This is a genomic window from Kitasatospora sp. NPDC056651 (genome assembly GCF_042792155.1).
Classification (GTDB): Bacteria; Actinomycetota; Actinomycetes; order Streptomycetales; family Streptomycetaceae; genus Kitasatospora.
The window spans coordinates 1-26,134 of sequence record NZ_JBHTWX010000129.1 but is presented as its reverse complement, the minus strand read 5'-3'; the positions used below and the strand labels follow the sequence as shown (position 1 = coordinate 26,134).

The following is a 26,134-nucleotide window of genomic DNA, read 5'->3' as shown; positions in this document are numbered from 1 at the left end:
TCCCCGGCCGCCCGTCCGGCCGGACCGACCCGGGCCCCCCCCACCGACCGCCCGCCCCCGGGGATCCCCGGGGGCGGCCGTTTCGCGCATCGGCCGGCCGGCTACTTGTCGGCGCCGACCAGCTCCGGTTCCTCGCTCGCGCCCTCGCGCCGGTTGCGGATGATCGACGTGCCGAGCGCCAGCCCGATGAAGGCGACGCCGATCAGGCCGGTGACGATCTCCGGGATGTGGAACTTGATCCCGACCAACAGGATGGCCGCCAGCGCGCCGATCGCGTAGTGCGCGCCGTGCTCCAGGTAGACGTAGTCGTCCAGGGTGCCCTTGCGGACCAGGAAGACGGTCAGCGAGCGGATGTACATCGCGCCGATGCCGAGGCCCAGGGTGATCTGGAAGATGTCACTGGAGATGGCGAACGCGCCGACCACGCCGTCGAAGGAGAACGAGGCGTCCAGGACTTCCAGGTACAGGAAGAGGAAGAACGCCGCCTTGCCGCCGACCTGGATCAGCGACTTGCCGGACTTCTCCGCCGCCTCCTCGCGCTCCTCCTCGGCTTCCAGGCCCGACTCGAAGATCGAGGAGAGGCCGTTGACCGCCAGGTAGGTGACCAGGCCGAGGACACCGGCGAGCAGCACGGTCTCGGCGTGCTCCCCGGCGAAGAAGTTGGAGGCGAGCAGCAGGGCGACCAGGGCGACGACGCTGGAGAGGGCCTCCAGTTTGCCGACCTTCTCCAGCGGGCGCTCGATCCAGGCCAGCCAGTTGTACTCCTTCTCCCCGAAGATGAAGTCGAGGAAGATCATCAGCAGGAAGACGCCGCCGAAGGCCGCGATGGCCGGGTTGGCCGCCTCCAGGTACTGGCCGTAGGTGAGGCCGCCGTGGGTCTTGTCGGAGTGCAGCGCGAGGTCGATGACCGTCGCCGGGTTGAGCTTCGCGGTGAGGCCGACGACCAGCAGCGGGAAGACCAGGCGCATGCCGAAGACCGCGATGAGCACACCGACGGTCAGGAAGATCTTCTGCCAGTACGGGTTCATCCGCTTCAACACCGTGGCGTTGACCACCGCGTTGTCGAAGGACAGGGAGATCTCCAGGATGGAGAGGATCAGCACGATGCCGAAGCCTTGGGCTCCCCAGAGCAGTCCGGCCGCGACCAGGCCGATGGCGGTGATCGCGAGCGACCAGCCGAATGTGCGGAGGAACACGGGAGTTGGCTACCTTTCGGGTTCTGGCCGTGTCGGGAGCGGCCTCGTCCCCGAGGCTCCCTGACCGGGCCGGCCCGGTCAGGTCACCCCCGCACTGCCTTCTGTTCTCATGATCGGGGCGGGTGCGATTAGTCTGATTTCCGCCCTTTACTGTACGTTCACGCCGAAGTCGAGCGCGATGCCACGCAGGCCGGAGGCGTATCCCTGGCCCACCGCGCGGAACTTCCACTCACCGGCGTAGCGGTACAGCTCGCCGAAGATCATCGCGGTCTCGCTGGACGCGTCCTCGGACAGGTCGTAGCGGGCGATCTCCTGGCCGTCGACCGAGTTGACGACCCGGATGTAGGCGTTGCGGACCTGCCCGAAGTTCTGCAGCCGCGCCTCGGCGTCGTAGATCGACACCGCGAAGATCACCTTGTCCGCCTGCGCCGGGACGAGGTCGAGGTTGACCTGGACGACCTCGTCGTCACCCGTCTCGTCGCCGCCGGTGAGGTTGTCGCCCTGGTGCTCCACCGAGCCCTCGGGGCTCTTGAGGTTGTTGTAGAAGACGAAGTACTCGTCGCCGAGCACCCGCCCGCCACCACAGATCAGGGCGCTCGCGTCGAGGTCGAACGGGGCGCCCGTGGTCGAACGGGCGGACCAGCCGAGGCCGATCTGGACCTGCGTCAGGTTCGGCGCGGCCTTGGTGAGCGAGACGTTGCCGCCCTTGGCGAGCGTGACCACCATGACGTTCTTCCTCCCTTGCTTCTCCCGGGGCGCCTTCCAAGGTGTAGTCCCCCGTGGCCCCGGCCGACCGGCTCCGGTCGGCTGAACTTCCTGAACTCACATCCTCGCAGCGCGGCGCAGCGCCGCGGCACCAGGTGGTACGAAAGCGGGGCGGCCCCGGACCGTGGAGGTCCGGGGCCGCCCCGGGAACCGCGCGAGGCCCGCGCCGGCGGGCGCCGGCGGGGGCTCAGACGTTGACGCCGAAGTCCTGGGCGATGCCGCGCAGGCCGGAGGCGTAGCCCTGGCCGATGGCGCGGAACTTCCACTCACCGTTGTTGCGGTACAGCTCGCCGAAGACCATCGCGGTCTCGGTGGAGGCGTCCTCGGAGAGGTCGTAACGCGCCAGCTCGGTGTTGTCGGCCTGGTTCACCACGCGGATGAACGCGTTGCGCACCTGGCCGAAGTTCTGGCTGCGGCTCTCGGCGTCGTAGATCGACACCGGGAAGACGATCTTCTCGACGTCCACCGGCACGCCGGCCAGGTTGACCTTGATCGACTCGTCGTCGCCCTCGCCCTCGCCGGTCAGGTTGTCACCGGTGTGCTCGACCGAGCCGTCCGGGCTCTTCAGGTTGTTGAAGAACACGAAGTTGCCGTCCGAGGCGACCTTGCCCTGGGCGTTGCACAACAGCGCGCTGGCGTCCAGGTCGAAGTCCGCACCGGTGGTGGTCCGGACGTCCCAGCCCAGACCGACGACGACGGCCGTGAGGCCGGGGGCCTCCTTCGTGAGCGAGACGTTGCCGCCCTTGCTGAGGCTTACTCCCACTGGTCCTCCAAGAATCGGGAGGCACGTCCAGCGGTGCCCCCGGTGGTGCGGGTCAGGGGGCGGCGGGAGGCGCATCGGCTCCCGCTCCCCACCCCGCCAACGGCCCGAGCGTAGTACGGGGTTCCCGGCCGCAGGTCCGATCGGGCCGGACACGGCTCCGCGGCACCCGGCCGGCGGGTGCCGCGCAGGTGTGGGCGGGTGCCGCGCAGGTGTGGGCGGGGCCTCAGAGCGCCGCGAGGACCCTCAGGTACTCCTGCTCGTCCCGGGCGTCCGGGAGGCCGTTGACGACGCTCCAGCGGACCCGGCCGGCGGTGTCGATCACGAAGGTGCCGCGCAGCGGGCAGCCCCGCTCCTCGTCGAGGACGCCGTAGGCCCGGGCGACCTCGCCGTGCGGCCAGGAGTCGGCCAGCAGCGGGAACTCCAGGCCCTCCCGGTCGGCGAAGACCCGCTGGGAGAACTGGGAGTCGCAGGAGATCCCGAGCACCTGCACGGTGTCGTTCTGGAGGCCCGCCAGCTCCTTCTGGATCGCGCCCAGCTCGCCGGTGCAGACGCCGGTGAAGGCGAACGGGTAGAAGACCAGGACGACGTTCTTCCGGCCGCGGAAGTCGGAGAGCCGGACGGACTCGCCGTGCTGGTTGTTGAGCTCGAAGTCCGGAGCCGGGGTGGCGACCTCGATGGCCATGAGCGGGACCTTTCTGACGCGGCTGGGCTCTGACGCGCCCGGGGCGCGATCGCGCCGCGCCGCGGGCGCGGCGGGGCCATCCTCGCATCCGTTTACGGGCGTTCCACCGAACGGATGAGGCGGGCCGGCCGCGGCCCCCACCGCGTTCGCCGTCCGCGAACGCCGCAGGACTCCCGGGACTCCCGGGGCACCCGGGGCCGGCGCACCCGGACACGGCGCGGGCCCGGACACGGCGCGGGCCCGGACACGGCGCGGGCCCCGCCGGAGGGGGTTCCTCCGGCGGGGCCCGGTGCGGGGCTTCAGGAGCCGCTCAGCGCTTGCCGCCCTTCGCCGTGGACTTGGTCGCGAGCCGGGTGGCCGCCCAGTCCTTGACGATGTTGATCGAGCTGGTCTGGGAGAGGCCGGCGGTCTTGGCCGCGTCGTTGATGTCGGAGGCCTCGATGTGGCCGTCCCGCCCGGTCTTCGGCGTCATCAGCCAGATCAGGCCGCCCTCGGCGAGGTACTCCAGCGCGTCGACGAGGGCGTCGGTGAGGTCCCCGTCGTCGTCGCGGTGCCACAGCAGGACGGCGTCGGCGACGTCGTCGTAGTCCTCGTCGACGAGATCCGTCCCGGTGAGCTCCTCGATGCGTTCGCGGAGGTCCTGGTCAGTGTCTTCGTCGTACCCCAGCTCCTGGATGATCTGGCCTTCTTCGAAGCCGAGACGGGTCGCCGGGTTGGACTTGTCCGCGGGGTCCGCGGTCGCGCTCACGGGAATAACCTCCAGTATTCGGCTCGGCGTCCATGCCGAGGCTGTGGCCGTAGTCCACACGGGCGCGGCGGTTCGCGCAAGTACCCGACCCCCGATCCCCTCCAAAGGTTGACGTGTCGCACCGGGACACGCCGTTCGACGTGTCGCGAATCACACCGATTTGCCCTTCTCTGCGTGGTCCAAGGATGCTTCGGGTGGTCCCGGCCCACAGGGCGTACGCGTGCCCGAGATACGAACGGCATTCGGGTCCGCGCGTGCGCGGGCGTAAAGTCTCCTGTTGGCCCTCACCCCGGCCGCCCGCCATCGGGCGGACGGGAACCAGGTCGGACCACCTCTTTTCGTAACACCCGGGGGTGTGCGGAGCGGACGACAGACGCCCGCACCGTGCACCGCCAGACCGGACCGCCCACCAAGCGGAACGGTTACCGATCGGTAGAGATGACGGATCTCCGAGCGCGGTAGCACGATGGAGGCGGCGCGACACACCTCAGTTTCGACCGACAGTGAAGGAACAGCGTGGCTTCCGGATCCGATCGCAACCCGATCATCATTGGCGGCCTTCCGAGTCAGGTCCCGGACTTCGATCCCGAGGAGACCGCGGAATGGCTGGAGTCGCTCGATGCGGCCATCGACGAGCGGGGGCGTGAGCGTGCCCGTTACCTGATGCTGCGGCTGATCGAGCGCGCCCGCGAGAAGCGTGTCGCCGTGCCCGAGATGCGCAGCACGGACTACGTCAACACCATCGCGACCAAGGACGAACCGTTCTTCCCCGGCAACGAGGAGATCGAGCGGAAGATCCTCAACGCGACCCGTTGGAACGCGGCCGTCATGGTCTCCCGGGCGCAGCGCCCGGGCATCGGCGTCGGTGGCCACATCGCCACCTTCGCCTCCTCCGCGTCGCTGTACGACGTCGGCTTCAACTACTTCTTCCGCGGCAAGGACGCCGACGGCGAGTCGGGCGACCAGGTCTTCTTCCAGGGCCACGCCTCCCCCGGCATCTACGCCCGCGCCTTCCTGCTGGACCGACTGTCCGAGCAGCAGCTCGACGCGTTCCGCCAGGAGAAGTCGAAGGCCCCGTACGGCCTGTCCAGCTACCCGCACCCGCGGCTGATGCCGGACTTCTGGGAGTTCCCGACCGTCTCGATGGGCCTCGGCCCGCTCGGCGCGATCTACCAGGCCCGGATGAACCGGTACCTGGAGCACCGCGGCATCAAGGACACCTCCGACTCGCAGGTCTACGCCTTCCTGGGCGACGGCGAGATGGACGAGCCGGAGTCGCTCGGCCAGCTGTCCCTGGCCGCCCGTGAGGGCCTGGACAACCTGACCTTCGTGGTCAACTGCAACCTCCAGCGCCTGGACGGCCCGGTCCGCGGCAACGGCAAGATCATCCAGGAGCTGGAGTCCCAGTTCCGGGGCGCCGGCTGGAACGTGATCAAGCTCATCTGGGACCGCAGCTGGGACCCGCTGCTCGCGCAGGACCGCGACGGCGTCCTGGTGAACAAGATGAACACCACGCCGGACGGCCAGTTCCAGACGTACGCCACCGAGACCGGTGACTACATCCGCGAGCACTTCTTCGGCAGCGACCTGCGCCTGCGCGCCATGGTCGAGAACATGACCGACCAGCAGATCCAGCACCTGGGTCGCGGCGGCCACGACCACAAGAAGGTCTACGCCGCGTTCAAGGCCGCCCGCGAGCACAAGGGCCAGCCGACGGTCATCCTCGCCCAGACGGTCAAGGGCTGGACGCTGGGCCCCAACTTCGAGGGCCGCAACGCCACCCACCAGATGAAGAAGCTGACGGTCGAGGACCTGAAGCGCTTCCGCGACCGGCTGCACCTGCCGATCACCGACAAGCAGCTCGACGAGGGTTACCCGCCCTACTACCACCCGGGCCGCGACTCCGAAGAGATCCAGTACATGCACGACCGCCGCAGCGAGCTGGGCGGCTACGTGCCGACCCGCAAGGTGCGTCCGCGGAAGCTGGAGCTGCCCGGCGACGACGCGTACAAGGCGGTCAAGAAGGGGTCGGGCAACCAGACCATCGCCACCACCATGGCGTTCGTCCGGGTGCTCAAGGACCTCATGCGGGACAAGGGCATCGGCAACCGCTTCGTGCCGATCGCGCCCGACGAGTACCGCACCTTCGGCATGGACTCGCTGTTCCCGTCGGCGAAGATCTACAACCCGCTCGGCCAGACCTACGAGTCGGTCGACCGGGACCTGCTCCTGGCCTACAAGGAGTCGCCGAAGGGCCAGATGCTGCACGACGGCATCTCCGAGGCCGGCTGCACCGCCTCGCTGATCGCCGCCGGCTCGTCCTACGCCACCCACGGCGAGCCGCTGATCCCGGTGTACGTCTTCTACTCGATGTTCGGGTTCCAGCGCACCGGCGACCAGTTCTGGCAGATGGCCGACCAGCTGGCCCGCGGCTTCGTGATCGGCGCCACCGCCGGTCGCACCACGCTGACCGGTGAGGGCCTCCAGCACGCCGACGGCCACTCGCAGCTGCTGGCCTCGACCAACCCCGGCGTCGTCGCGTACGACCCGGCGTACGGCTTCGAGATCGCGCACATCGTCCAGGACGGTCTGCGGCGGATGTACGGCTCCAGCGCCGAACACCCGCACGGCGAGGACGTGTTCTACTACATGACCGTCTACAACGAGCCGATCAGGATGCCGGCCGAGCCCGAGAACGTGGACGTCGAGGGCATCCTCAAGGGTCTGCACAAGTACGCGCCGGCCACCGCCGGCCAGATCCCGGCCCAGATCCTCGCCTCCGGCGTGGCGGTGCCGTGGGCCCTGGAGGCCCAGCGCATCCTCGCCGAGGAGTGGAACGTCAAGGCCGACGTCTGGTCCGCGACCTCCTGGAACGAGCTGCGCCGCGACGCGGTGGAGGCCGAGGAGTTCAACCTGCTGCACCCCGAGGAGCAGCAGCGCGTGCCGTACGTCACCCAGAAGCTCCAGGGTGCCGAGGGCCCGGTCGTCGCGGTGTCCGACTGGATGCGCGCGGTGCCGGACCAGATCTCCCGCTGGGTGCCGGGTCAGTACCAGTCGCTGGGCGCCGACGGCTTCGGCTTCGCCGACACCCGTGGCGCGGCCCGTCGCTTCTTCCACATCGACGCGCAGTCGGTCGTCCTGGCGGTGCTCACCGAGCTCGCCAAGCAGGGCAAGATCGACCGCTCGGCGCTGAAGGACGCGATCGACCGCTACCAGCTGCTGGACGTGGCCGCGGCCGACCCGGGTGCCGCCGGCGGCGACGCCTGATCAGCCCGTAGTCGCCGAGGGGCCGGACTCCCGTAGGGGGTCCGGCCCCTTTCGGCGCGTGCCGGAGTTGACCTTCACACCGGTGAGAAGGCCTACGCTCGGCGGCATGACGAACGAGACGAGGTCCGGTTCCGCCGGGCGGCACCCCGAACCCACCGACGGCGCGGGCGAGTTCAACCGTCAGGTGATCGCCGGGTTCCGGGCGGACGGAGGCACCGTCGGCGGCGAGCTCGCGGGGATGCCGCTGCTGCTGCTCACCGTGGTCGGCGCGCGCAGCGGCGAGCCGCGCACCACTCCCCTCGTCCACCTCGCGGACGGCGGGCGGCTGGTGGTCTTCGCCTCCAACGGCGGCAGCGAGCGGGATCCGGCCTGGTACCGCAATCTGGTGGCCCACCCGGAGGTGACCGTCGAGGTCGGCACCGAGCGCTACCCGGCCCTGGCGGCCCCGGTCGACCCGGCCGAGCACGACGCGCTCTGGGCCCGCCAGATCGCCGCCCAGCCCCGGTTCGCCGGCTTCCGCACCCCGGCCCGCACGGTGCCGCTGGTGGCCCTCACCCGGGCCTGACCGCCCCGCGGCAGCACGACGGCCCCGGACCCCTCCGAAGAGGTCCGGGGCCGTGGCGTACCGGGCGTCAGATGTGGACGGCCGGGCCCGCGTCGTTGGCGCCGCGGCGGGTGAACAGCCCGAGCACGGCGGCGGCGAAGGCCACCACGGAGGCGACCGCGAAGGCGAGCGACATGCCGCTGACGAAGGAGTCGTGGACGGCGGTGGCCATCCCGTCCACCACCTGCTGCGGGGTGCCGGCCGGGGCCGGCGGGGCGATGCCGAGCTGGGCGGCCTGCTTGAGACCGTCGGCCGCCTGGCCCTCGACGGGCGGCAGGCCGGCCTTGGCCCAGTTGCCGGGCAGCACGTCGCCGACCTTGGCGGCCATCAGCGCGCCGAGCACCGCGGTGCCGAGGCTGCCGCCGACCTGCATCGCGGACTGCTGGAGGCCGCCGGCCACGCCGGACAGCTCCATCGGGGCGTTGCCGACGATCACCTCGGTGGCGCCGACGATGACCGGGCTGATCCCGAGGCCCATCAGGACGAACCAGAGCGACATGATGCCGTTGCCGGAGCCGGAGTCCAGGGTGGACATGCCGAACATCGCGACGGTGGTGATCAGCATGCCGGTGACGATCGGGATGCGCGGGCCCAGCTTGCCGATCGCGATACCGGCCACCGGCGATCCGATGATCATCATGCCGGTCATCGGCAGCAGGTGGACGCCGGCGTCCACCGGCTTCATCCCGTGCACGTTCTGCAAATAGAAGGTCACGAAGAAGATCGCGCCGAAGAACGCGAAGGCCATCAGCACCATCAGCAGCACGCCCGCCGACAGCGGCACCGAACGGAACAGGCTGAGCGGGATCAGCGGCTCGCGGGCCTTGCCCTGCCAGAACGCGAACAGCACCATCAGGACCACGGCGCCGCCCAGGCACAGCAGCGTCCGCGCATCGCCCCAGCCCCACTCGGGGGCCTTGATGATGCCGAAGACCAGGGCGAACATCCCCACCGACAGCAGCGCGATGCCGGGCACGTCGAAGGACTTGGCGGCGTTCTCGGTCCGGACGTCCCTGAGTATCCACAGGCCCAGCGCCAGCGCGATCAGACCGACCGGGATGTTGATGAAGAACACCGACTCCCAGCTGACGTGCTCGACCAGCAGACCGCCGACGATCGGGCCGGCCGCGGTGGAGGCGCCGATCACACCGCCCCAGATGCCGATCGCCATGTTGAGCCGCTCGACGGGGAAGGCCCCGCGCAGCAGGCCGAGCGCGGCCGGCTGGAGCAGCGCGCCGAACAGGCCCTGGAGCACCCGGAAGGCGATCACGGTCTGGATGTTGCCGGCGAAGCCGATCGCGGCCGAGGTGGCGGCGAAGCCCACCGCGCCGACCAGGAAGGTCGACTTGTGGCCGAAGCGGTCACCGATCTTGCCCGCGGTGATCAGGAAGACGGCCAGCGCCAGCAGGTAGCCGCTGGTGACCCACTGGATCTCGGAGGGAGCCGCCTTCAGCTTCTCCTGGATGACCGGGTTGGCGATGGCCACGATCGTGCCGTCCAGCGCGACCATCATGACGCCGACCGCGACGGTCAGCAGCGTCAACCAGGGGTGCCCCTTGAGGCCGCCCCCCGACGGTGGGTTCGGCGGTGCGTCCGCCTCGGAGTTCTTCACGACGGACTGACTCATCTGGGCCCTCCGGGGGCATGGCTGGTAGCAGGACAAGGCCGTGGCGCCCCGGCCCACCCGTCCCCACAGGTGCCCCGGCCCGACGGGCGCCACCTCGGGAGATTATGTCAGTTACTGACAATAGGCAAACAGTGACTTCTGGCCATTGCTGACATTTGTCAGAGCGCTAAGATCGGGCTCTCCCACCTGCCCCACCCAGCGCTCCGGAGGGCCCCCGCCATGGCCGCTCACACCCCCCGCACCACCGACGGCCCGGACGGCCCCGGACGCGTGCCCGGCCTGCGCGAGCGCAAGAAGCAGCAGACCCGGGACGCCCTGGTCCAGGCCGCCCACATGCTCTTCCTCAGCCAGGGCTTCGCCCGCACGACCGTCGACGAGATCGCCTCCGCCGTCGACGTCTCCCAGCGCACCTTCTTCCGTTACTTCGCCAACAAGGACGAGGTCGCGCTCGCCGTGATGGCCGAGGCCGAGGACTACTTCATCGAGTGCCTGCGCCACCGCCCGGCCGAGGAGACCCCGCTCCAGGCCCTGCGCGCCTCGATCGTCAAGGCCTGGCTCGACCTCGGCAGCCAGGTGTCCTCCGGCCCGGGCTCGATCCACAGCGCCCTCGAACTCATGCGGATCATCGAGGAGACGCCCCCGCTGCTCGCCGCCCACCTGCGCCGGGTCGCCGACCAGGAGCGGCTGGTGGTCGAGGTGCTCGCCGAACGCGAGGGCCTGGACCCGGCCGAGGACCTGCGCCCGGCCGTGCTCGCCGCCGTCTTCGGCAGCCTGCTGCGCTCGGCCCACCTGGCCTGGAGCGCCGAGCACCTGCCGGCCGGCCCCGAGGGCATGGTCGCCGTGATCGAGCGCTACTTCGACCACCTGGGCCCGGCCCTGGCCGGCCACTGGCGCGATCCCGTCTGAGGCCACCCGCCCACATCAAGCCCCGGGTAGCACTCCCGTGTCATACCCGGGTATCACCCGACGCCCGGGTATGACACGGAAGTTAGAGCTCCAGTGCGACGCCCGGCCGGCCCGCCCCTCCTAGGCTGGCCCGGATGAACACGCCCGCCGGAACCCACACCCCCAGGTCCGTGCTGCGCGCCCTGCGGCACCACCTGACCACCCCAAGCGAGGACGACACCCCGCTGCTCGGGAACCACCGCCGACGCTGGGTGCGCCGACTCCCGTACCTCGTCGCCGTCATCCTCCAGATCGCGCTGATCCCCGCCGGGATCGCCACCCTGGTCGGCTTCTACGACATGGCGCTGCCGGTGGCCGGCGCGCTGACCGTCGCCCAGACCACACCGCTGCTCCTCGCCATCACCCGGCCGCTCGCCGCCTGGTGGATCAGCGCCGCCACCCTGGTCACCACCGGCGCCATCACGGCCCGCCACCCCCAGGCCATGGGCAGTTGGCCGTGGACGGCGCCGATGATCATCGCGTACGTCGTCCTGATGCTCGCCCTCGCGCTGCGGGAGAGCCGGGCCACCCTGCTCTCGGCCTGGGTCGCCACCGTCCTGCTCACCGCGCTCACCACCACGCTGGGCCTGCCCCACTCCGGCGACGGCACCACCGTGCTGCTGATCGCGCTCAGCGGCGCCGTCCTGCTGCTCGGCTGGACGGTCCGGGACCGCGCCGAGGCCCGCCGACTGCTCACCGAGCAGGAGCACATCAGCGAGGTCGAGCGCGACCGGCGCACCCTGCTGGAGGAACGCGCCCGGATCGCACGGGAGTTGCACGACGTGGTGGCGCACCACATGTCGGTGATCGCGGTGCAGGCCGCCAGCGCGCCGTACCGGATGCCTGACGTACCGGCCGAGGCGGCCGAGGAGTTCACCGCGATCGCCGGCACCGCCCGCGAGTCGCTGGCCGAGATGCGCCGACTGCTCGGCGTGCTGCGCAGCGAGGGGTCCGGCGGGGAGAAGGCACCCCAGCCCGGGGTCGGCCAACTCGCCCAACTGGTCGAGACGGTGGGCCGGGCCGGGGTGCCGGCCGAACTGACGGTGGAGCCGGGCGTGGCGGACCGGGTGCCGCAGGCCGTCGGCCTCTCCGCGTACCGGATCGTGCAGGAGGCGCTGGCCAACGTGGTGCGGCACGCCCCCGGCGCGCGAACCTGGGTGTCCCTGGCCACCGACGGCCCGGTACTGCTGGTGACGGTGGTCAACTCGCCGCCGCCGGAACGCACCGAGTCGCTGGAGGCCTCGGTCGAGGGCACCGGACAGGGGCTGGTCGGAATGCGCGAACGCGTCCGGCTGGTCGATGGCAGGCTGGACACCGGCCCACTGCCGGACGGCGGCTTCAAGGTGGCCGCCGCCCTGCCCCTCGACCACCTCGACACCCCCCGGGAGCGCACCGCATGACCATCCGCGTGATCATCGTCGACGACCAGGCCATGGTGCGCGCGGGCTTCGCGGCCCTGCTCGACGCCCAGAGCGACATCGACGTGGTGGGGGACGCGGCGGACGGCGCCCAGGCCCTGGAGGTCAACGGCCGCACCCACCCGGACCTGGTGCTGATGGACGTCCGGATGCCCGTCATGGACGGCCTGGAGGCGGCCCGGAGACTGCTCGACCCGCCGGTGCCGGGCGCCCACCGGCCCAAGGTGCTGATGCTGACCACCTTCGACGTGGACGACTACGTGTACGAGGCGCTGCGCGCCGGGGCCAGCGGCTTCCTGCTCAAGGACGCCCCGCCCGCCGACCTGATCGCCGCGGTCCGGGTGGTCGCGGCCGGCGAGGCGCTGCTCGCCCCCTCGGTGACCCGCCGGCTGATCGAGGACTTCGCCCGCACCCGCCCGGCCAGGCGCCGCGACCCCGAGGTGCGGCTGAACGGCCTGACCCCGCGCGAGACCGAGGTGCTGGGGCTGATCGCCCGCGGCCTGTCCAACCAGGAGATAGCCGCGGGCCTGGTGCTCGCCGAACAGACCGTCAAGACCCACATCGGCCGCATCCTCGCCAAGCTCGGCCTGCGCGACCGCGCCCAGGCGGTGGTGCTGGCCTACGAGTCCGGGCTGGTGACCCCCGGACGGTGAACCCACTGATACCCCGGTAGCACCCGGGAGTTGGCCCCGCGGTGTGATGCCCGCGGGGCCGTCGCGTTCCTACCTTCTCCTCCATCGGCAGCCGCACCGGGTCGGCGGCCGAACCGACCAGGGGAGCAGGACGATGCGCAGGTTCCGGTTCGGGCGGGCGGTCGCCGCCGCCACCGTGGCACTGGCGGCCGTGCTGGGCACCGGCGGCTGGGCCGCCGACACCCAGACCCCCGTCACCGGCCCGCCGCCGGGCAGCGCCGACTGGACGGCCGACACCTCGCTCGGCCCGCGGCCGCCCGACCCCGCCACCACCGCACCGGCCGACGTCGCCGCGTTCTTCGCCGGGCTGAGCCCGGCCCGGCAGGACGCCCTGGCCGCCCGGCACCCGCTGGTGGTCGGCAACCTGGACGGCGCCCCGGTCCCGCTCCGGTACCGGGCCAACGCCCTGGCCCTCGCCGCCGAACGCACCCGCGAACTCGCCCGGGCCGCCGACCCCGCCCTCACCCCGCAGGACCACGAGGCCGCCCGCACCCGCGCCGAGCGCTACCGCGCCCTGCTGGACGGCGGCCGGCACGTCCTGGCCTTCGACCCGCGCGGCCGCGGCCAGGTCGCCGAGGTGTACGGCGACCTCGCCACCGCCCGCCGCACCGCCGTGATCGTCCCCGGCTCGGACATCGACCTGCTCCGCTTCGACCGCGCCTCCGACCCGTACGGCACCCCCGCCGGGATGGCCCGCGCCCTGCTGGACGCCACCGACCGGCAGACCGCCGTGATCGCCTGGGCCGGCTACACCACCCCGCTCGGCCTCGGCCCGGACGCCGCCACCGAGGACCTGGCCCGGGCCGGCGCCCCCCGCCTCACCCGGCTGCTCGACGGACTCGCCGTCAGCACCCCCCAGCCCCCGCCCACGGTGTTCTGCCACAGCTACGGCTCGGTGGTCTGCGGCCTGGCCCGCCCCACTCCCGCGCAGGCCTCCGGCGTGGTGGTGCTCGGCTCGCCCGGCATGGGCATCGGCTCCGCCGCCGACCTCGACCCGGGCGTCCCGCTCTGGGCCACCGCCCGCAACGGCTCGGACTGGATCGGCGACGTGCCGAACGTCCACCTGTTCGGCCTCGGCCACGGCGCCGACCCCACCGGACCCGGCTTCGGCGCCCGCCCGCTGCCCGCGACCGGCTCCCACGGCCACACCGGCTACTTCGCCCCCGGCACCGCCTCCCTCGCCGCCTACGCCGCCGTCGCGCTCGGCCGCGCCTGACCCGCCCCGCACCGGAAGGAGCACCACCATGGCCGGCACCCCGACCACCGAACCGCCGAGCGTCGGCACCCCGACCACCCGGCCGCCGAACGCGCTGCGCCGCGCCGCCGCCCGGGTCGACGCGAAGACCCCGGCCGACCGCGACCGCGCCCTGGACGGGCTGCGCGCCCTCGCCCTGCTCGCCGTACCGGTCGGCCACTGGATGCTCGGCGGCTTCACCCGCTCCCCCGACGGCGCCCTGCACAACGCCAGCCCGCTCTCCCACCTCGGCTTCTTCGCCCCGCTCAGCTGGGTGCTCCAGATGCTCGGGGTGTTCTTCCTGGTCGGCGGCCACTCCTCGGTCCGCTCGCTGGAGCGGGCCCGGGCCAGGGGAACCGGCTACGGCGGCTGGCTGCGGACCCGTACGGTCCGGCTGCTGCGCCCGGTGCTCGGGGTGGCGGCGGTCTGGGCGGCGCTGATCCCGCTGCTGCCCGCGCTCGGCGTCCCGGCGGACACCCTGCGCACCGGCGCGACACTGGTGATGCAGCCGCTCTGGTACATCGGGGTCTACCTGGGGCTGACGGCGCTCACCCCGCTCTGCGTGGCCGCCGGGCGCCGGCTGGGCGGCTGGTCGGCGGGCCTGCCGGTGGTCTGCGTCGCCGCCGTCGACCTGCTGCGGTACGGGCCGTGGGCCGAGGCGGTGCCGTCCTGGGTCGCGCTGCTGAACATCCTGCCGGGCTGGCTGTTCGGCTACCAGCTGGGCGTGCTCTGGGCCCAGGGCCGGCTCGGCCGTCCGGCGGCCCGGGTGCTGCTGCTCGGCGGCGGCGCGCTGTTCGCCGCGCTGCTGCTGTTCTTCCACTACCCGGCCAGCATGGTCGGCGTGCCCGGGCAGGCGCGCACCAACTCGCACCCGCCGTCCCTGCTGGTGCTCGCCCTGGCCGCGTTCCAGTGCGGTGTCGCGGTGCTGCTGCGGGAGCGGCTGGGCCGGCTGCTGACCCGCCGTCCGCTGCTCTGGCTGCCGGTCGTGGTGGTCAACCTGTCGGCGATGACGGTCTTCTGCTGGCACCAGAGCGCGATGCTCGCCGTCGCGGTGCCCGGCGCGGCCGGGCTGGGCACCGTCCCGGGGCTGACCACCGTGCCGGACTCGCTCGGCTGGGTGGCCGCCAGGCTGGCGCTGCTGCCGCTGTTCGGCGCGGCGCTGGTGGCGGTCGGCTGGTTCACCCGCCGGTTCGACGGCCCGTGGACGGCGCTCTCCCGGGGCGGCAAGGCGGTGGCCGGGGCCGCGGCGGCGCTGTTCGCGGCGTACGCGCTGGGCGTGGTGTGAGGCGCTGGGCGCGGCGTACGCGCTGGGCGTGATGTGACGCGCGCCGGTGTTCGGCACATCGATGGGGCGCGGGCCGATCGGTCCGCGCCCTCGGGTGCGCTGTCGATACGCTGCCACCATGGTGACGTTCGATCAGTTCCGCACGATGGCGATGGACCTGCCGGAGGCCGCCCAGGAGCCCACCTGGGACATCGAGACGCTGCGGGTCCGCGGCCGGATCTTCGCGATGGGCGCGCCCGACGGGGACCGGGTCACCGTCAAGGCGTCACCCGAGGACCAGGCCGAACTGCTGGCCGCCGAGCCCGAGGTGTTCTCCTCCGCGCCGTACGTCGGACGGCACGGCTGGGTGAGCGTCCGGCTGGACCTGGTGGACCGGGACGAGCTGCTCGACCTGGTCACCGAGGCCTGGCGCCGGACCGCGCCCAAGCGGCTGGTCCGCGAATTCGACGCCGGGCACTCCGCTTAGCGGCCCCCGATCGGCCGTTCACGGACGCCTCCAGGACACCCCCGGTTCATGTGATCCATCCCACAGTTTGAGCGTTCCCGTCACCCCTCCGGGCGCCCTAGGCTTGCGCAGGGAAGTCAGCAGAGCTATCGCACCCTCCGGGCGCCGCCCGCGAAACGGTGACGGACCCCAAGGGAGTTGGTGCGGTGCGCAACCGTCGACGCTGGAAGCGGGCACTGATCGGGGCGTTCGCCGGCTGTGCGGTGCTCGCCGACGCCGGAGCCTCCGCCGCCGCCGCCGCGGTCTCCTCCGAGCAGCTGGCGATCTCCACGCCTCCGGCCGGCAGCGCCGCCTGGGTGCAGGACCACTCCTTCGGCCGCACCCTGCCCGACCCGGCCACCACCACCCCGGCCGCCGCCGCCCGCTTCTTCGCCTCGCTCGCGCCCACCGAACTCGACCGGCTGATCCAGGAGTACCCGCTGGTCGTCGGCAACTACGACGGCGCTCCGCTGGACCTGCGCTACCGCGCCAACAGGATCGCCCTGGCCGCCGAGCGCGACCGGGCCCGGGCCCGCGGCGCCGACCGCTCGCTGGACTCCGACACCCGCGCGCTGGCCGTCTCCCGCGCCAACGACGTCGAGCACCTGCTCGCCCCCGACCGGCAGATCCTGGCCTTCGACCCGCGCGGCCGCGGCCTGGTCACCGAGGTGTGGGGCGACCTCGCCGACGCCGAGCGGATCTCCGTGCTCGTCCCCGGCTCGGACGCCGACCTCGGCCACTTCGACCAGGCGGCCGACCCGCTGCGCTCCCCGGCCGGCATGGCCCGCGCCCTGTACGCCGAGCAGCGGCGCCAGGCCCCGGGCACCCGGACCGCCATGATCTCCTGGACCGGCTACGTCACCCCCTCCGGCCTCGGCCCGGACGCCGCCACCTCCCGGCTCTCCGACGTCGCCGCCCCCCGGCTGGAGCGGCTGCTCGCCGGGCTGAGGGAGACCACCCGGCCGGACGCGCCGCCGTCATTGTTCTGCCACTCGTACGGCTCGGTGGTCTGCGGCACCGCCGCCCCCGACATCCCGCGCGCGGCCTCCTCGCCGTCCGACACCTCCGGCATCACCGACCTGGTGGTCTTCGGCAGCCCGGGCATGGGCGTGCAGAGCACCACCGAACTGGGCGCCGGCGTGCACGTCTGGGCCACCCGCAACCCCAGCGACTGGATCGGCAACGTGCCGTTCCTGGAGGTCGGCGGGCTCGGCCACGGCGCCGACCCGACGGCGAGCGGCTTCGGCTCCGAGCAGATCTCCTCGGCCCGCGCGTCCGGCCACAACGGCTACCTCACCGAGGGCACCGACAGCCTGCGCAACTTCGCGGCGATCTCCCTCGGCCGCTACCAGGACGTGATCCGGGCCAACCCGGACTCCTGAGGCCCGCCGGACCGGCCCGCACCCTCAGGCCGGCTGGTCCTGGTACACCCGCAGGGCCTCCGCCGCCGCCCGGGCCAGTTCGCGCCGGGCGGCCGGCGGGGCCAGCACCTCGGCCTCCGCCCCGAAGGCCAGCAGCGTCCGGACCGCCGCCAGGGCCGGGAAGGCCATCGACACCTCGACCCACTCCTCGGCCGGCCCGGCACCCGACTCCGGCGGCGGCGCGGTCACCCGGCCGCCGTGGACGCGCAGGAACATGTCCAGCCGTCCGCGCCGGACCCGCACCCGCGCCCGCACGTCCTTCGGCAGCCGCTCCACCTGCTCGCGCAGCACCGCCCAGACGTCGCCGAGCCCGACCCCGGGCCGGCGCCGCACCGCGTCCTCGGCGGTGTCGGCGGCCAGCACCCGGTCGGCCCGGAACAGCCGCGGCTCGCCGTGCAGGTCGGCCACCAGGTACCAGACCGAGGCCTTGCTCACCAGCCCGTACGGGTCGACCGTGTACTCGACCGGGGCGGACGCGCCGCCGTGCCGGTAGCGCAGCCGCAGCCGCCGGTCGGCGAAGACCGCGTGCTGCAGCTCCCCCAGGTCCGGCCCGGTGGCCGCGGGGGTCCGCATCCACCGGGCCGGGTCGACCAGGATCCGCTCGCTGACCCGTTCGGCGGCCGGCCGGTGCGGGGCCGGCAGCGCCGCCATCACCTTGCGCAGCGCCGAACCGAGCGCGCCGTCCAGTCCGAGGTCGCTGTGCGCGCCCTGCGCGGAGAGCACGAACAGCGCCCTGGCCTCGTCCGCGGTCAGGCCGGTGACGTCGGTGCGGTAGCCGGGCAGCAGGCCGATGCCGCCGTGCCGCCCGCGTTCGGTGAACACCGGCACCCCGGCGGCGGAGAGCGAGTCGACGTCGCGGTAGATCGTGCGGACGGACACCTCCAGCCGCTCGGCGAGTTCGGTGGCGGGCACCCGGCCGCGGGTCTGGAGCAGCAGGAGGATCGAGAGCAGGCGGTCGGCCTTCATGTCCCGAGAATCCCAGTAATCCTGACGGCGGTTGTCAGCTTTTACTGGGAGATTGCGTTCCGAGCCCGAAAACCACCCGACACCAGGGAGTTGACCCCGGATGAACGCCGTCCAGGACGCCCGCCCGCAGTACCTGACCGCCCTCGACCAGCTGGAGAAGCTGTTCGCCACGATCACCCCGGCCGATCTCGACCGGCCCACCCCCTGCACCGAGTTCACCCTGCGCGGGCTGCTGAACCACGTGGTCGGCGGCATCCACCGGTTCGCGTACATGGGCGAGGGCGGCAACGCCCTCGACGTCGTGGCCGCCGTCGAGGACCCGTCGGACGAGGGCTGGCCGGCCGCGCTGGACCGGGCCCGCGCCCGGGTGACCGCCGCCTGGGCGGACGACGCCAAGCTCGGCCGCCCGACCACCGCCCCCTGGGGCGAGGTGTCCGGCGCGATGGCGGTGGGCGGCTACCTGATGGAGCTGGTGACCCACTCCGGGGACATCGCCACCAGCCTCGGCCGCGGCTTCGCCCTGGACGACGAGCTGGCGCGCGCCGCGCTGGCCGTCGCCGAGTTCGCGCTGCCGGCCGAACGGCGGGTGCCGGGCGTCCCGTTCGGCCCCGTCCGGCCGGTCGCCGAGGACGCCGACGTGCACACCCGGCTGGCCGCCTGGACGGGCCGTACCGTCTGAACCCGACGCGAGCCGGGGAGGGCCGGGGAGGGTTCGCCGACTCCCCGGCCCCGCGGGGGCGTCGGCGCTACTCGCGGGCCGTCGCGGTGGAGCTCATGTCCGCGTAGCGGTTCCCGGCCACCCGGTCGGCCACCGGCTCCAGCAGCGCCAGCTCCTGCGCGGTCAGCCGCAGCGTCGCCGCCGCGGTGTTCTCGGCGAGCCGGCCACGCTTGCGGGTGCCCGGGATCGGCACCACGGCCAGCCCGTGCACCTCGGCCCGCTGGTGCACCCAGGCCAGCGCGACCTGGGCCGACGTCACGCCGCGGGCCTCGGCGATCTCCCGCAGCGGGGCGAGCAGTTCGGCGTTGACCGCCGCGTTGTCACCGGTGAAGCGCGGCATGCCGCGGCGGAAGTCGTCCGCCGCGAGCTCCTCGGCGTTCCGGAAGGCGCCGGTCAGGAACCCCCGCCCGAGCGGCGAGTACGGCACGAAGGCGATGCCCAGCTCCGCCGCGGCCGGCACCGCCGAGCGCTCGACGTCGCGGGCGAACACCGACCACTCGGACTGGATCGCGGCGATCGGGTGGACCGCGTGCGCCTCGCGCAGCTCGGCCCCGGTCACCTCGGACAGGCCGAGGTGGCGCACCTTGCCGGCCGCCACCAGCTCGGCCATCGCGCCGACCGAGTCGGCCAGCGGGACGGCCGGGTCGCGGCGGTGCATGTAGTAGAGGTCGATCGCGTCCACGCCGAGGCGGCGCAGCGAGGCGTCCACGGCGGTCCGGATGTACGCCGGGTCGTTGCTGACCCCGCGGACGGAGGCGTCCTGCGCCGAGCGCACGACGGCGAACTTGGTGGCGATGACCACCCTGTCGCGGTTGGCCCGGACGAAGGGGCCGATGAGCTCCTCGTTGCGGCCGGAGCCGTACATGTCGGCGGTGTCGAAGAGGGTGACGCCGGCCTCCAGCGCGGCGTCCAGGGTGGCGAGGGCCTCGTCGGTGTCGGTGTGGCCGTAGAACTCGCTCATCCCCATGCAGCCGAGGCCCTGGACGCCCACCAGCGGGCCGCCGGTGCCGAGTTCGACGGTGGGAAGGACGGTCTGAGTCATGCGCTCTGCTCTTCCTCTGCGCGGTGGTACTGGCATTGGACCGGGGTGCCGGCCGCGTCGGCGACCTTCCCGGCATAGAGGTCGATCTTGTAGTCGAGGACGGCGAGGGTGGCCTGGAGGTCCGCGATCCGCTGCCGGACCTCCTCGCGCTGGGCCTCCAGGAGCCGCTGCCGCTCCAGGTAGGTCCGCTCGCCCTGGCGGGCCATGTCCACGTACCTGAGCATGTCCGCCACCGACATCCCGGTCAGCCGCAGTCGGCCCAGGAAGGCCAGCCGGTGCAGGTCGGCGTCGCAGTAGCGGCGCTGGCCGCCCGCCACCCGGTCGACCGGATCGAGCAGGCCGATCCGCTCGTACCAGCGCAGCGTGTGGGCGGTCAGTCCGCTGGCGGCCGCGACCTCGCTGATGGTGTGCCTCGGTGTCCGGTCCGGATCGCCGACCGGCCGGCTGAACACCTCGGTGCAGCTGCGCAGGTCGATCTCGATGCGTGCGGGTGCGGCCATCGCTCGTTTCCCCTGTCCTGTGCGACGTGGACGACGCTACCGAGTTGGAGTGCACTCCAAGCAAGCCGGACACCCGGGCGGCCCACCACCCATTCTCCGCCCCGACTACAGTCGGACCCCATGGAGAGCTTGCGGATGATCGAGAACTGGCCGGTGCCCCATGCCGCGGCGGTGGTGGTCCGGGGGGCGGACGGCGCGGTGCTGGGCGCGCACGGACCGCAACAGCACCTGTTCCCGCTCGCCTCGGTGACCAAGCTGCTGACCTCGTACGCGGCGCTGGTCGCCGTCGAGGAGGGCGTGTTCGAGCTGGACGACCCGGCCGGGCCGCCCGGAGCGACCGTCCGCCACCTGCTCGCGCACACCTCCGGCCTGGGCTTCGACGAGGACCGGGTGTTCGCCGAGCCCGGCAACCGCCGGCTCTACTCCAACGCGGGCTTCGACGCGCTGGCGCGGGCGCTGTCCGAGGCCGCCGGGATCGAGTTCTCCCGGTACGCCGGCGAGGCGGTGTTCGAGCCGCTGGGGATGACCGACACCCTGATCAACACCGCGCACAAGTCCCCGGCCGGCGCCGGCGGCCTGTCCACCGTCGCCGACCTGGCCCGGTTCGCCGCCGAACTCCAGTCCCCCAAGCTGCTGGACCCGTCCACGGTCCGGCGGGCCACCCGCGAGGTCGCCTTCCCCGGCACCAGCGGCGTACTGCCCGGCTACGGCCACCGCCGCCCGAACGACTGGGGCCTCGGCTTCGAGATCCGCGACGGCAAGAGCCCGCACTGGACCGGCACCGCCAACTCCCCCGCGACGTTCGGGCACTTCGGCCAGTCCGGCACCTTCCTGTGGGTCGACCCGCGGGCCGGCGCGGCCTGCGTCGCGCTCACCGACCGGGACTTCGGCCCGTGGGCGGTCGAGGCCTGGCCGGCCTTCTCCGACGCGGTGCTCGAGGACCTGAACCGCTGAACCGGCGAGCCGCCGGACCGCCGAGCCGCTAGCCGTACGAGACCGGCGAGTGCATCTCCCAGAGCAGGAGCTGCGCGCCGGTCTCGCCCGCCGACGGGTCGGCGAAGGCGTCACCGGTGATCCGCACGCTGTCGCCCGGGGCCATCGAGCGGCCGCCGCCCTTGGGCCCGGGGACGGTCCGGTAGCCCAGCGAGCCGGCCGTCAGGTGGGCGTACCGCCAGGGCGCCTCGGGCAGTCGCGGCAGCGGCTGCCACGGCCCGGCGGTGACCAGCCAGAGCGCGGCGTCGCCGCGGCGCAGCCGCAGGGCCCGCGTCCCGGCGTCGCGCGCCAGCCCGGAGGCGAGCAGCGTCAACCCGTCGTCCGCGGGTTCCACCTTGCGCAGGCCGTACGCGGGGGCGGCGTCGAACTCGTCCGGCTGGAGCCACATCTGGACGAAACGCACCGGCCCGTCGGCGCCGCCGACGTTGCGCTCGGTGTGGGTGACCCCGGAACCGGCGCTGAGGTGCTGGACCATGCCGGGGCGGACCACCCCGCCGTGGCCGTGCGAGTCCCGGTGGGCCAGCGCGCCCTCCAGCACCCAGGTGAGGATCTCGGTGTCCCGGTGCTTGTGCTCCTCGAACCCGGCACCGGGGGCGAGGAGTTCCTCGTTGCACGCGAGCAGCGCGCCGAAGTGGGTGTTCTTCGGGTCGTAGTGGCCGGAGAAGGAGAACGCGTGCCTGGTCTCGATGCCCTCGGCCGGGACGGAGCGGTAGCGCTCGGCGGTGCGGCGCAGGTCGGCGCGGGGGCGGTCAACGGCTTCGGTCACGCCCCCACCGTAACGGGTGGCGCCCGGAGTGTGACGCGGGCCACCGTACCGCTCCACCCGGGGGGTGTGCACGAGCAGTCACCCGCGTGAGGCAGTCTTGTCCTTGTGCCAGCCGCTTCCGCGAACTCCAAGAGCGAACCCAGTCCCAGCCCCGCACCCGAAGCCGCCGGGAAGGGCCCGGCCGCCCGGCCGGGCCGTGACCGCCCCGGCCGGGCGGCGCCCCGCCTGACCGCGCAGGAGCGCAGAAACGCCGCCGAGCGCGCCGAGCGCCGGGCGGCGACGCTCAAGCGGCTGGAGAAGTCCTCGGGCAAGCTGGCCACCGCCGCGATCTCGCGGATGGACGACCAGCTCGGCTGGTACCGGCGGATGCCGCCGGAGCACCGGTCCTGGATCGGCCTGGTCGCCCAGGCCGGCATCGCCGCCTTCACCGAGTGGTACCGCCACCCCGACGCCGCCCAGGCGATCTCCACCGACGTCTTCGGCACCGCCCCGCGCGAGCTGACCAGGGCGATCACCCTGCGCCAGACCGTCGAGCTGATCCGCACCACGATCGAGGTGATGGAGGAGGCCATCGAGGAGGTGGCCGCCCCGGGCGACGAGGCGGACATGCGCGAGTCGGTGCTGGTCTACGCCCGGGAGATCGCCTTCGCGACCGCCCAGGTGTACGCCCAGGCCGCCGAGGCGCGCGGCGCCTGGGACGCCCGGCTGGAGGCGCTGGTGGTCAACTCGCTGCTGTCCGGCGACGCCGACGAGGGCGTGCTCTCCCGCGCCGCGGCGCTCGGCTGGGGCCAGCCCAGCCAGGTCCGGGTGGTGATGGGCAGCGCGCCGGACGGTGACAGCGAGCTGGTGGTCGAGGCGATCCGCCGGGCCGCCCGGTACGCCAAGCTGAACGTGCTGACCGGGGTGCTGGGCAAGCGCCTGGTGGTGGTGGTCGGCGGCGAGAAGGAGCCGGTGCACGCCGCCCGGGCGCTGATCGGCCAGTTCGCGCCGGGCCCGGTGGTGGTCGGCCCGACCGTGCCCGACCTGCTCTCCGCGACCCGCTCGGCGCACGCCGCCGCGGCGGGCCTGCGCGCCTGTTCGGCCTGGCCGGACGCTCCCCGCCCGGTGCTGGCCGACGACCTGCTGCCCGAGCGGGCCCTGGCCGGCGACCAGGCCGCGCGCCGCCAGCTGGTGGAGGAGATCTACACACCGCTGGACGAGGCGGGCTCGGCACTGCTGGAGACGCTGAGTGTCTACCTGGAGCAGGCCTCCTCGCTGGAGGGCGCGGCCCGGATGCTCTTCGTCCACCCCAACACAGTGCGCTACCGGCTACGACGTGTGACTGACGTCACGGGATACGCCCCATCGGATGTACGTTCGGCGTTCACGCTGCGGATCGCCCTCGCTCTCGGCCGGCTGGACACCACCGGGGATCAGGGCTAGTCCGAGTGTAGGGACCATACAATCCCGGATGGTTTTCTTCGTTACCGTCGCCTACCCGCCCCTGGGTGCCTGGCGAGAGAGGGTTGAACCGTGCTCGTAATCGTCGCCCCTGGACAGGGTGCCCAGTCCCCCGGTTTCCTCAGCCCCTGGCTGGAGCTCGACGGTGTCGCCGACCGCCTGCGTGGCTGGTCGGAGGTCGCCGGGCTCGACCTGGTGCACGCCGGCACCGAGGCGTCCGCCGAGGAGATCAAGGACACCGCCGTCGCCCAGCCGCTGCTGGTCGCCGCCGGTCTGATGACCGCCCGGGAGCTGTTCCCGGACGAGGTCGCCGCCCGCAAGCTGGTCGGCGCCGTGGCCGGCCACAGCGTCGGTGAGATCACCGCCGCCGCCGGCGCCGGAGTGCTCACCGCCCGCGACGCGCTGACCTTCGTCCGCGAGCGCGGCCGGGCCATGGCCGAGGCCGCCGCCGTCACCGAGACCGGCATGCTCGCCGTGCTCGGCGGCGAGCCGGAGGAGGTCGCCGCGAAGCTGGCCGAGCACGGCCTGACCGCGGCCAACAACAACGGCGGCGGCCAGATCGTCGCCGCCGGCACGCTGGCCCAGCTGGAGGCGCTGAAGGCGGACCCGCCGGCCCGCGCCAAGCTGGTCGGGCTCAAGGTCGCCGGCGCCTTCCACACCGAGCACATGGCCCCGGGCGTGGAGCGGCTGGCCAAGCTGGCCCCGACGCTGACCGCGGCCGACCCGCAGGTCCGCTACGTCTCCAACAAGGACGGCGAGGTCGTGGCCTCCGGCGCCGAGGTGCTGGCGCGCCTGGTGTCGCAGGTCTCCAACCCGGTCCGCTGGGACCTCTGCATGGAGACCCTCGGGCAGCTGGGCGCGACGGCCGTGATCGAGCTGTCCCCCGCGGGCACCCTCACCGGGCTGCTCAAGCGCAACCTCAAGGGTGTGGCCACGCTCGCCCTCAAGACCCCCGCCGATCTGGACAAGGCCCGCGAACTCGTCGCGGAGCACGGCGGTCAGGAGCAGGAGAAGCAAGCATGACCAAGCCCCAGATCCGTCCGGTGAGCGGCGCGCAGTACTCGCGCATCCACGGTGTCGGCGGCTACCGCCCGGTCCGGGTGATCCCCAACTCCGAGGTGCTGGAGTGGATCGACTCCTCGGACGAGTGGATCCGCACCCGCAGCGGGATCGCCGAGCGCCGCTGGGCGGGCCCGGACGAGTCCGTCGCCGAGATGTCGATCCACGCGGCCGGCAAGGCCATCGCCCAGGCCGGGATCACCCCCGAGCAGATCGGCGGCGTGATCGTCTCGACCGTCTCGCACTTCAAGCAGACCCCCGCGATCGCCACCGAGATCGCCGAGCGGCTCGGCTGCGGCACCGCCCCGGCCTTCGACATCTCGGCCGCCTGCGCCGGCTTCGGCTACGGTCTGGGCCTGGCCGACGGCATGGTGCGCGGCGGCAACGCCGAGTACGTGCTGGTCATCGGCGTCGAGCGGCTCAGCGACCTGACCGACCGGTCGGACCGCTCGACCGCCTTCATCTTCGGTGACGGCGCCGGCGCCGCGATCGTCGGCCCGTCCGACACCCCCGGCATCGGCAAGCTGGTCTGGGGCTCGGACGGCTCGCAGGCCGAGCTCATCACCCAGACCGAGGCCTGGGACACCGCCTTCGCCAAGTCCGACGCCGTCAACGGCGCGGGCGAGGAGCTCAAGTGGCCGGCCCTGCGGATGGACGGCCAGCCGGTCTTCCGCTGGGCCGTCTGGGAGATGGCCAAGGTGGCCCAGCAGGCGCTGGACGCCGCCGGGATCACCGCCGACCAGCTCGGCGCGTTCATCCCCCACCAGGCCAACATGCGGATCACGGATGCCATGATCAAGGCGCTCAAGCTGCCGGAGTCGGTGCCCGTCGCCCGCGACATCGCCGAGACCGGCAACACCTCCGCGGCCTCCATCCCGCTGGCGATGGAACGCATGCTGGAGAGCGGTGAGGCCCACAGCGGGGACCTCGCCCTGATCATCGGGTTCGGGGCGGGTCTCGTGTACGCCGCGGCAGTCGTTACTCTCCCCTAGGCGCACTCGCCCCGTCGGGCGCATTCGCCCCATCCCACAAACCTGTGTCCGGCCGCCGGCCGGACGCGTTCAACACCGAAGAGGAGCAGCCAGTATGGCTACCAAGGACGAGGTCCTGGAAGGTCTCGCCGAGATCGTCAACGAGATCGCCGGTATCCCGACCGAGGATGTCGCGCTCGACAAGTCCTTCACCGATGACCTGGACGTCGACTCGCTGTCCATGGTCGAGGTCGTCGTGGCCGCCGAGGAGCGCTTCGACGTCAAGATCCCGGACGACGAGGTCAAGAACCTGAAGACCGTCGGCGACGCGGTGGACTACATCCTCACCAACGCCTGATCGATCGACTCGTTCGACTCGCTCGACTCGGTCAGCCCGTCCGGCGTCCCGCACGCCTCCGACGGCTGACCTCGTCGGCCCGGCTCATGAGGCCGGGCCGACCCGCCGGCCCGGCCGCCCGCACCCGGCGCCCCGCCCGGGCCCACCCCCGCCCCCCCCCCACCCCCCCCCCAACCTGGCAGAAGGAGAA

The 26,134-nt window shown here is 72.8% G+C and carries 25 protein-coding genes; 15 read left to right on the top strand and 10 right to left on the bottom strand.

From position 1 onward, the window contains the following. Nucleotides 1-101: 101 nt before the first annotated feature. The 5 genes from ACFRAR_RS33770 to ACFRAR_RS33750 all read right to left on the bottom strand — a co-directional run bounded on the left by ACFRAR_RS33770 (nucleotide 102) and on the right by ACFRAR_RS33750 (nucleotide 4,154). Nucleotides 102-1,196 carry a DUF475 domain-containing protein gene (locus ACFRAR_RS33770; protein ID WP_380703290.1) on the bottom strand — a complete coding sequence of 365 codons (1,095 nt, stop codon included), beginning with the start codon at nucleotides 1,194-1,196 and terminating at the stop codon, nucleotides 102-104. Nucleotides 1,197-1,343: 147 nt separating this feature from the next. Then, nucleotides 1,344-1,922 carry a TerD family protein gene (locus tag ACFRAR_RS33765; protein WP_380703288.1) on the bottom strand — a complete coding sequence of 193 codons (579 nt, stop codon included), beginning with the start codon at nucleotides 1,920-1,922 and terminating at the stop codon, nucleotides 1,344-1,346. A 226-nt stretch (nucleotides 1,923-2,148) separates the two neighbouring features. Beyond that, nucleotides 2,149-2,724, bottom strand: coding sequence for a TerD family protein (locus ACFRAR_RS33760; protein ID WP_380703286.1), 576 nt, complete (start codon nucleotides 2,722-2,724; stop codon nucleotides 2,149-2,151). Nucleotides 2,725-2,947: 223 nt separating this feature from the next. Beyond that, a complete protein-coding gene (locus tag ACFRAR_RS33755; protein WP_380703284.1) occupies nucleotides 2,948-3,406 on the bottom strand; it encodes a peroxiredoxin in 459 nt (152 codons plus the stop codon). Nucleotides 3,407-3,716: 310 nt separating this feature from the next. Next, a complete protein-coding gene (locus ACFRAR_RS33750; protein WP_380703282.1) occupies nucleotides 3,717-4,154 on the bottom strand; it encodes a DUF3052 domain-containing protein in 438 nt (145 codons plus the stop codon). Nucleotides 4,155-4,670: 516 nt separating this feature from the next. Here ACFRAR_RS33750 and aceE point away from each other — a divergent pair. Together aceE and ACFRAR_RS33740 are read left to right on the top strand one after the other, a co-directional pair. Continuing rightward, nucleotides 4,671-7,421 (top strand): pyruvate dehydrogenase (acetyl-transferring), homodimeric type, encoded by a 2,751-nt coding sequence (aceE, locus tag ACFRAR_RS33745; protein WP_380703280.1) that lies wholly within the window; start codon nucleotides 4,671-4,673, stop codon nucleotides 7,419-7,421. A 106-nt stretch (nucleotides 7,422-7,527) separates the two neighbouring features. Next, on the top strand, nucleotides 7,528-7,986 hold the full coding sequence (locus tag ACFRAR_RS33740; protein WP_380703278.1) for a nitroreductase/quinone reductase family protein: 459 nt from the start codon (nucleotides 7,528-7,530) through the stop codon (nucleotides 7,984-7,986). Nucleotides 7,987-8,053: 67 nt separating this feature from the next. On the opposite strand, the gene ACFRAR_RS33735 is transcribed toward ACFRAR_RS33740, so the two are convergent. Further along, nucleotides 8,054-9,652: an MFS transporter gene (locus ACFRAR_RS33735; protein WP_380703276.1), complete on the bottom strand. Its 1,599-nt coding sequence runs from the start codon at nucleotides 9,650-9,652 to the stop codon at nucleotides 8,054-8,056. A gap of 219 nt (nucleotides 9,653-9,871) precedes the next feature. Here ACFRAR_RS33735 and ACFRAR_RS33730 point away from each other — a divergent pair, with 219 nt between their 5' ends. The 7 genes from ACFRAR_RS33730 (at nucleotide 9,872) to ACFRAR_RS33700 (ending at nucleotide 17,092) form a co-directional block, all read left to right on the top strand. Beyond that, nucleotides 9,872-10,558, top strand: a complete 687-nt coding sequence (locus tag ACFRAR_RS33730) for a TetR/AcrR family transcriptional regulator (RefSeq protein ID WP_380703274.1) — start codon at nucleotides 9,872-9,874, stop codon at nucleotides 10,556-10,558. A 134-nt stretch (nucleotides 10,559-10,692) separates the two neighbouring features. Then, the gene (locus ACFRAR_RS33725; protein ID WP_380703272.1) at nucleotides 10,693-11,997 is read left to right on the top strand and encodes a histidine kinase; all 1,305 of its coding nucleotides are present in this window, start codon (nucleotides 10,693-10,695) and stop codon (nucleotides 11,995-11,997) included. Further along, complete coding sequence (locus ACFRAR_RS33720; protein WP_380703270.1) at nucleotides 11,994-12,668, top strand: response regulator; 675 nt, start codon at nucleotides 11,994-11,996, stop codon at nucleotides 12,666-12,668. Before ACFRAR_RS33725 ends, ACFRAR_RS33720 begins: the two co-directional genes overlap by 4 nt. Nucleotides 12,669-12,801: 133 nt before the next feature. Further along, complete coding sequence (locus ACFRAR_RS33715) at nucleotides 12,802-13,923, top strand: alpha/beta hydrolase (protein WP_380703268.1); 1,122 nt, start codon at nucleotides 12,802-12,804, stop codon at nucleotides 13,921-13,923. A gap of 28 nt (nucleotides 13,924-13,951) precedes the next feature. Beyond that, nucleotides 13,952-15,226, top strand: coding sequence for an acyltransferase (locus ACFRAR_RS33710; RefSeq protein ID WP_380703266.1), 1,275 nt, complete (start codon nucleotides 13,952-13,954; stop codon nucleotides 15,224-15,226). A 118-nt stretch (nucleotides 15,227-15,344) separates the two neighbouring features. Next, complete coding sequence (locus ACFRAR_RS33705) at nucleotides 15,345-15,692, top strand: MmcQ/YjbR family DNA-binding protein (RefSeq protein ID WP_380703264.1); 348 nt, start codon at nucleotides 15,345-15,347, stop codon at nucleotides 15,690-15,692. 185 nt (nucleotides 15,693-15,877) lie between these two features. Beyond that, nucleotides 15,878-17,092 (top strand): alpha/beta hydrolase, encoded by a 1,215-nt coding sequence (locus tag ACFRAR_RS33700; protein ID WP_380703262.1) that lies wholly within the window; start codon nucleotides 15,878-15,880, stop codon nucleotides 17,090-17,092. A 24-nt stretch (nucleotides 17,093-17,116) separates the two neighbouring features. Here ACFRAR_RS33700 and ACFRAR_RS33695 read toward each other — a convergent pair whose 3' ends face one another. Then, nucleotides 17,117-18,097, bottom strand: coding sequence for a helix-turn-helix transcriptional regulator (locus ACFRAR_RS33695; RefSeq protein WP_380703260.1), 981 nt, complete (start codon nucleotides 18,095-18,097; stop codon nucleotides 17,117-17,119). A 100-nt stretch (nucleotides 18,098-18,197) separates the two neighbouring features. Here ACFRAR_RS33695 and ACFRAR_RS33690 point away from each other — a divergent pair, with 100 nt between their 5' ends. Continuing rightward, nucleotides 18,198-18,776 carry a TIGR03086 family metal-binding protein gene (locus tag ACFRAR_RS33690; RefSeq protein WP_380703258.1) on the top strand — a complete coding sequence of 193 codons (579 nt, stop codon included), beginning with the start codon at nucleotides 18,198-18,200 and terminating at the stop codon, nucleotides 18,774-18,776. 67 nt (nucleotides 18,777-18,843) lie between these two features. Here ACFRAR_RS33690 and ACFRAR_RS33685 read toward each other — a convergent pair whose 3' ends face one another. Both ACFRAR_RS33685 and ACFRAR_RS33680 read right to left on the bottom strand, forming a co-directional pair. Beyond that, nucleotides 18,844-19,857: an aldo/keto reductase gene (locus ACFRAR_RS33685; RefSeq protein WP_380703256.1), complete on the bottom strand. Its 1,014-nt coding sequence runs from the start codon at nucleotides 19,855-19,857 to the stop codon at nucleotides 18,844-18,846. Continuing rightward, complete coding sequence (locus ACFRAR_RS33680) at nucleotides 19,854-20,357, bottom strand: MerR family transcriptional regulator (protein ID WP_380703254.1); 504 nt, start codon at nucleotides 20,355-20,357, stop codon at nucleotides 19,854-19,856. Before ACFRAR_RS33680 ends, ACFRAR_RS33685 begins: the two co-directional genes overlap by 4 nt. Before the next feature lie 120 nt (nucleotides 20,358-20,477). On the opposite strand from ACFRAR_RS33680, the gene ACFRAR_RS33675 reads away from it, so the two are divergent. Continuing rightward, the gene (locus tag ACFRAR_RS33675) at nucleotides 20,478-21,311 is read left to right on the top strand and encodes a serine hydrolase domain-containing protein (RefSeq protein ID WP_380703252.1); all 834 of its coding nucleotides are present in this window, start codon (nucleotides 20,478-20,480) and stop codon (nucleotides 21,309-21,311) included. 28 nt (nucleotides 21,312-21,339) lie between these two features. Here the strand turns inward: ACFRAR_RS33675 and ACFRAR_RS33670 are convergent, their stop codons facing one another. Next, nucleotides 21,340-22,116: a pirin family protein gene (locus ACFRAR_RS33670; protein WP_380703250.1), complete on the bottom strand. Its 777-nt coding sequence runs from the start codon at nucleotides 22,114-22,116 to the stop codon at nucleotides 21,340-21,342. Between the two features lie 225 nt (nucleotides 22,117-22,341). On the opposite strand from ACFRAR_RS33670, the gene ACFRAR_RS33665 reads away from it, so the two are divergent. The 4 genes from ACFRAR_RS33665 (at nucleotide 22,342) to ACFRAR_RS33650 (ending at nucleotide 25,944) form a co-directional block, all read left to right on the top strand. Then, nucleotides 22,342-23,538 (top strand): PucR family transcriptional regulator, encoded by a 1,197-nt coding sequence (locus ACFRAR_RS33665; protein ID WP_380703292.1) that lies wholly within the window; start codon nucleotides 22,342-22,344, stop codon nucleotides 23,536-23,538. A 90-nt stretch (nucleotides 23,539-23,628) separates the two neighbouring features. Next, the gene (locus ACFRAR_RS33660) at nucleotides 23,629-24,579 is read left to right on the top strand and encodes an ACP S-malonyltransferase (RefSeq protein ID WP_380703248.1); all 951 of its coding nucleotides are present in this window, start codon (nucleotides 23,629-23,631) and stop codon (nucleotides 24,577-24,579) included. Beyond that, nucleotides 24,576-25,607 (top strand): beta-ketoacyl-ACP synthase III, encoded by a 1,032-nt coding sequence (locus tag ACFRAR_RS33655; protein ID WP_380703246.1) that lies wholly within the window; start codon nucleotides 24,576-24,578, stop codon nucleotides 25,605-25,607. Before ACFRAR_RS33660 ends, ACFRAR_RS33655 begins: the two co-directional genes overlap by 4 nt. A gap of 94 nt (nucleotides 25,608-25,701) precedes the next feature. Further along, complete coding sequence (locus ACFRAR_RS33650; protein ID WP_189918130.1) at nucleotides 25,702-25,944, top strand: acyl carrier protein; 243 nt, start codon at nucleotides 25,702-25,704, stop codon at nucleotides 25,942-25,944. Nucleotides 25,945-26,134: the final 190 nt, after the last annotated feature.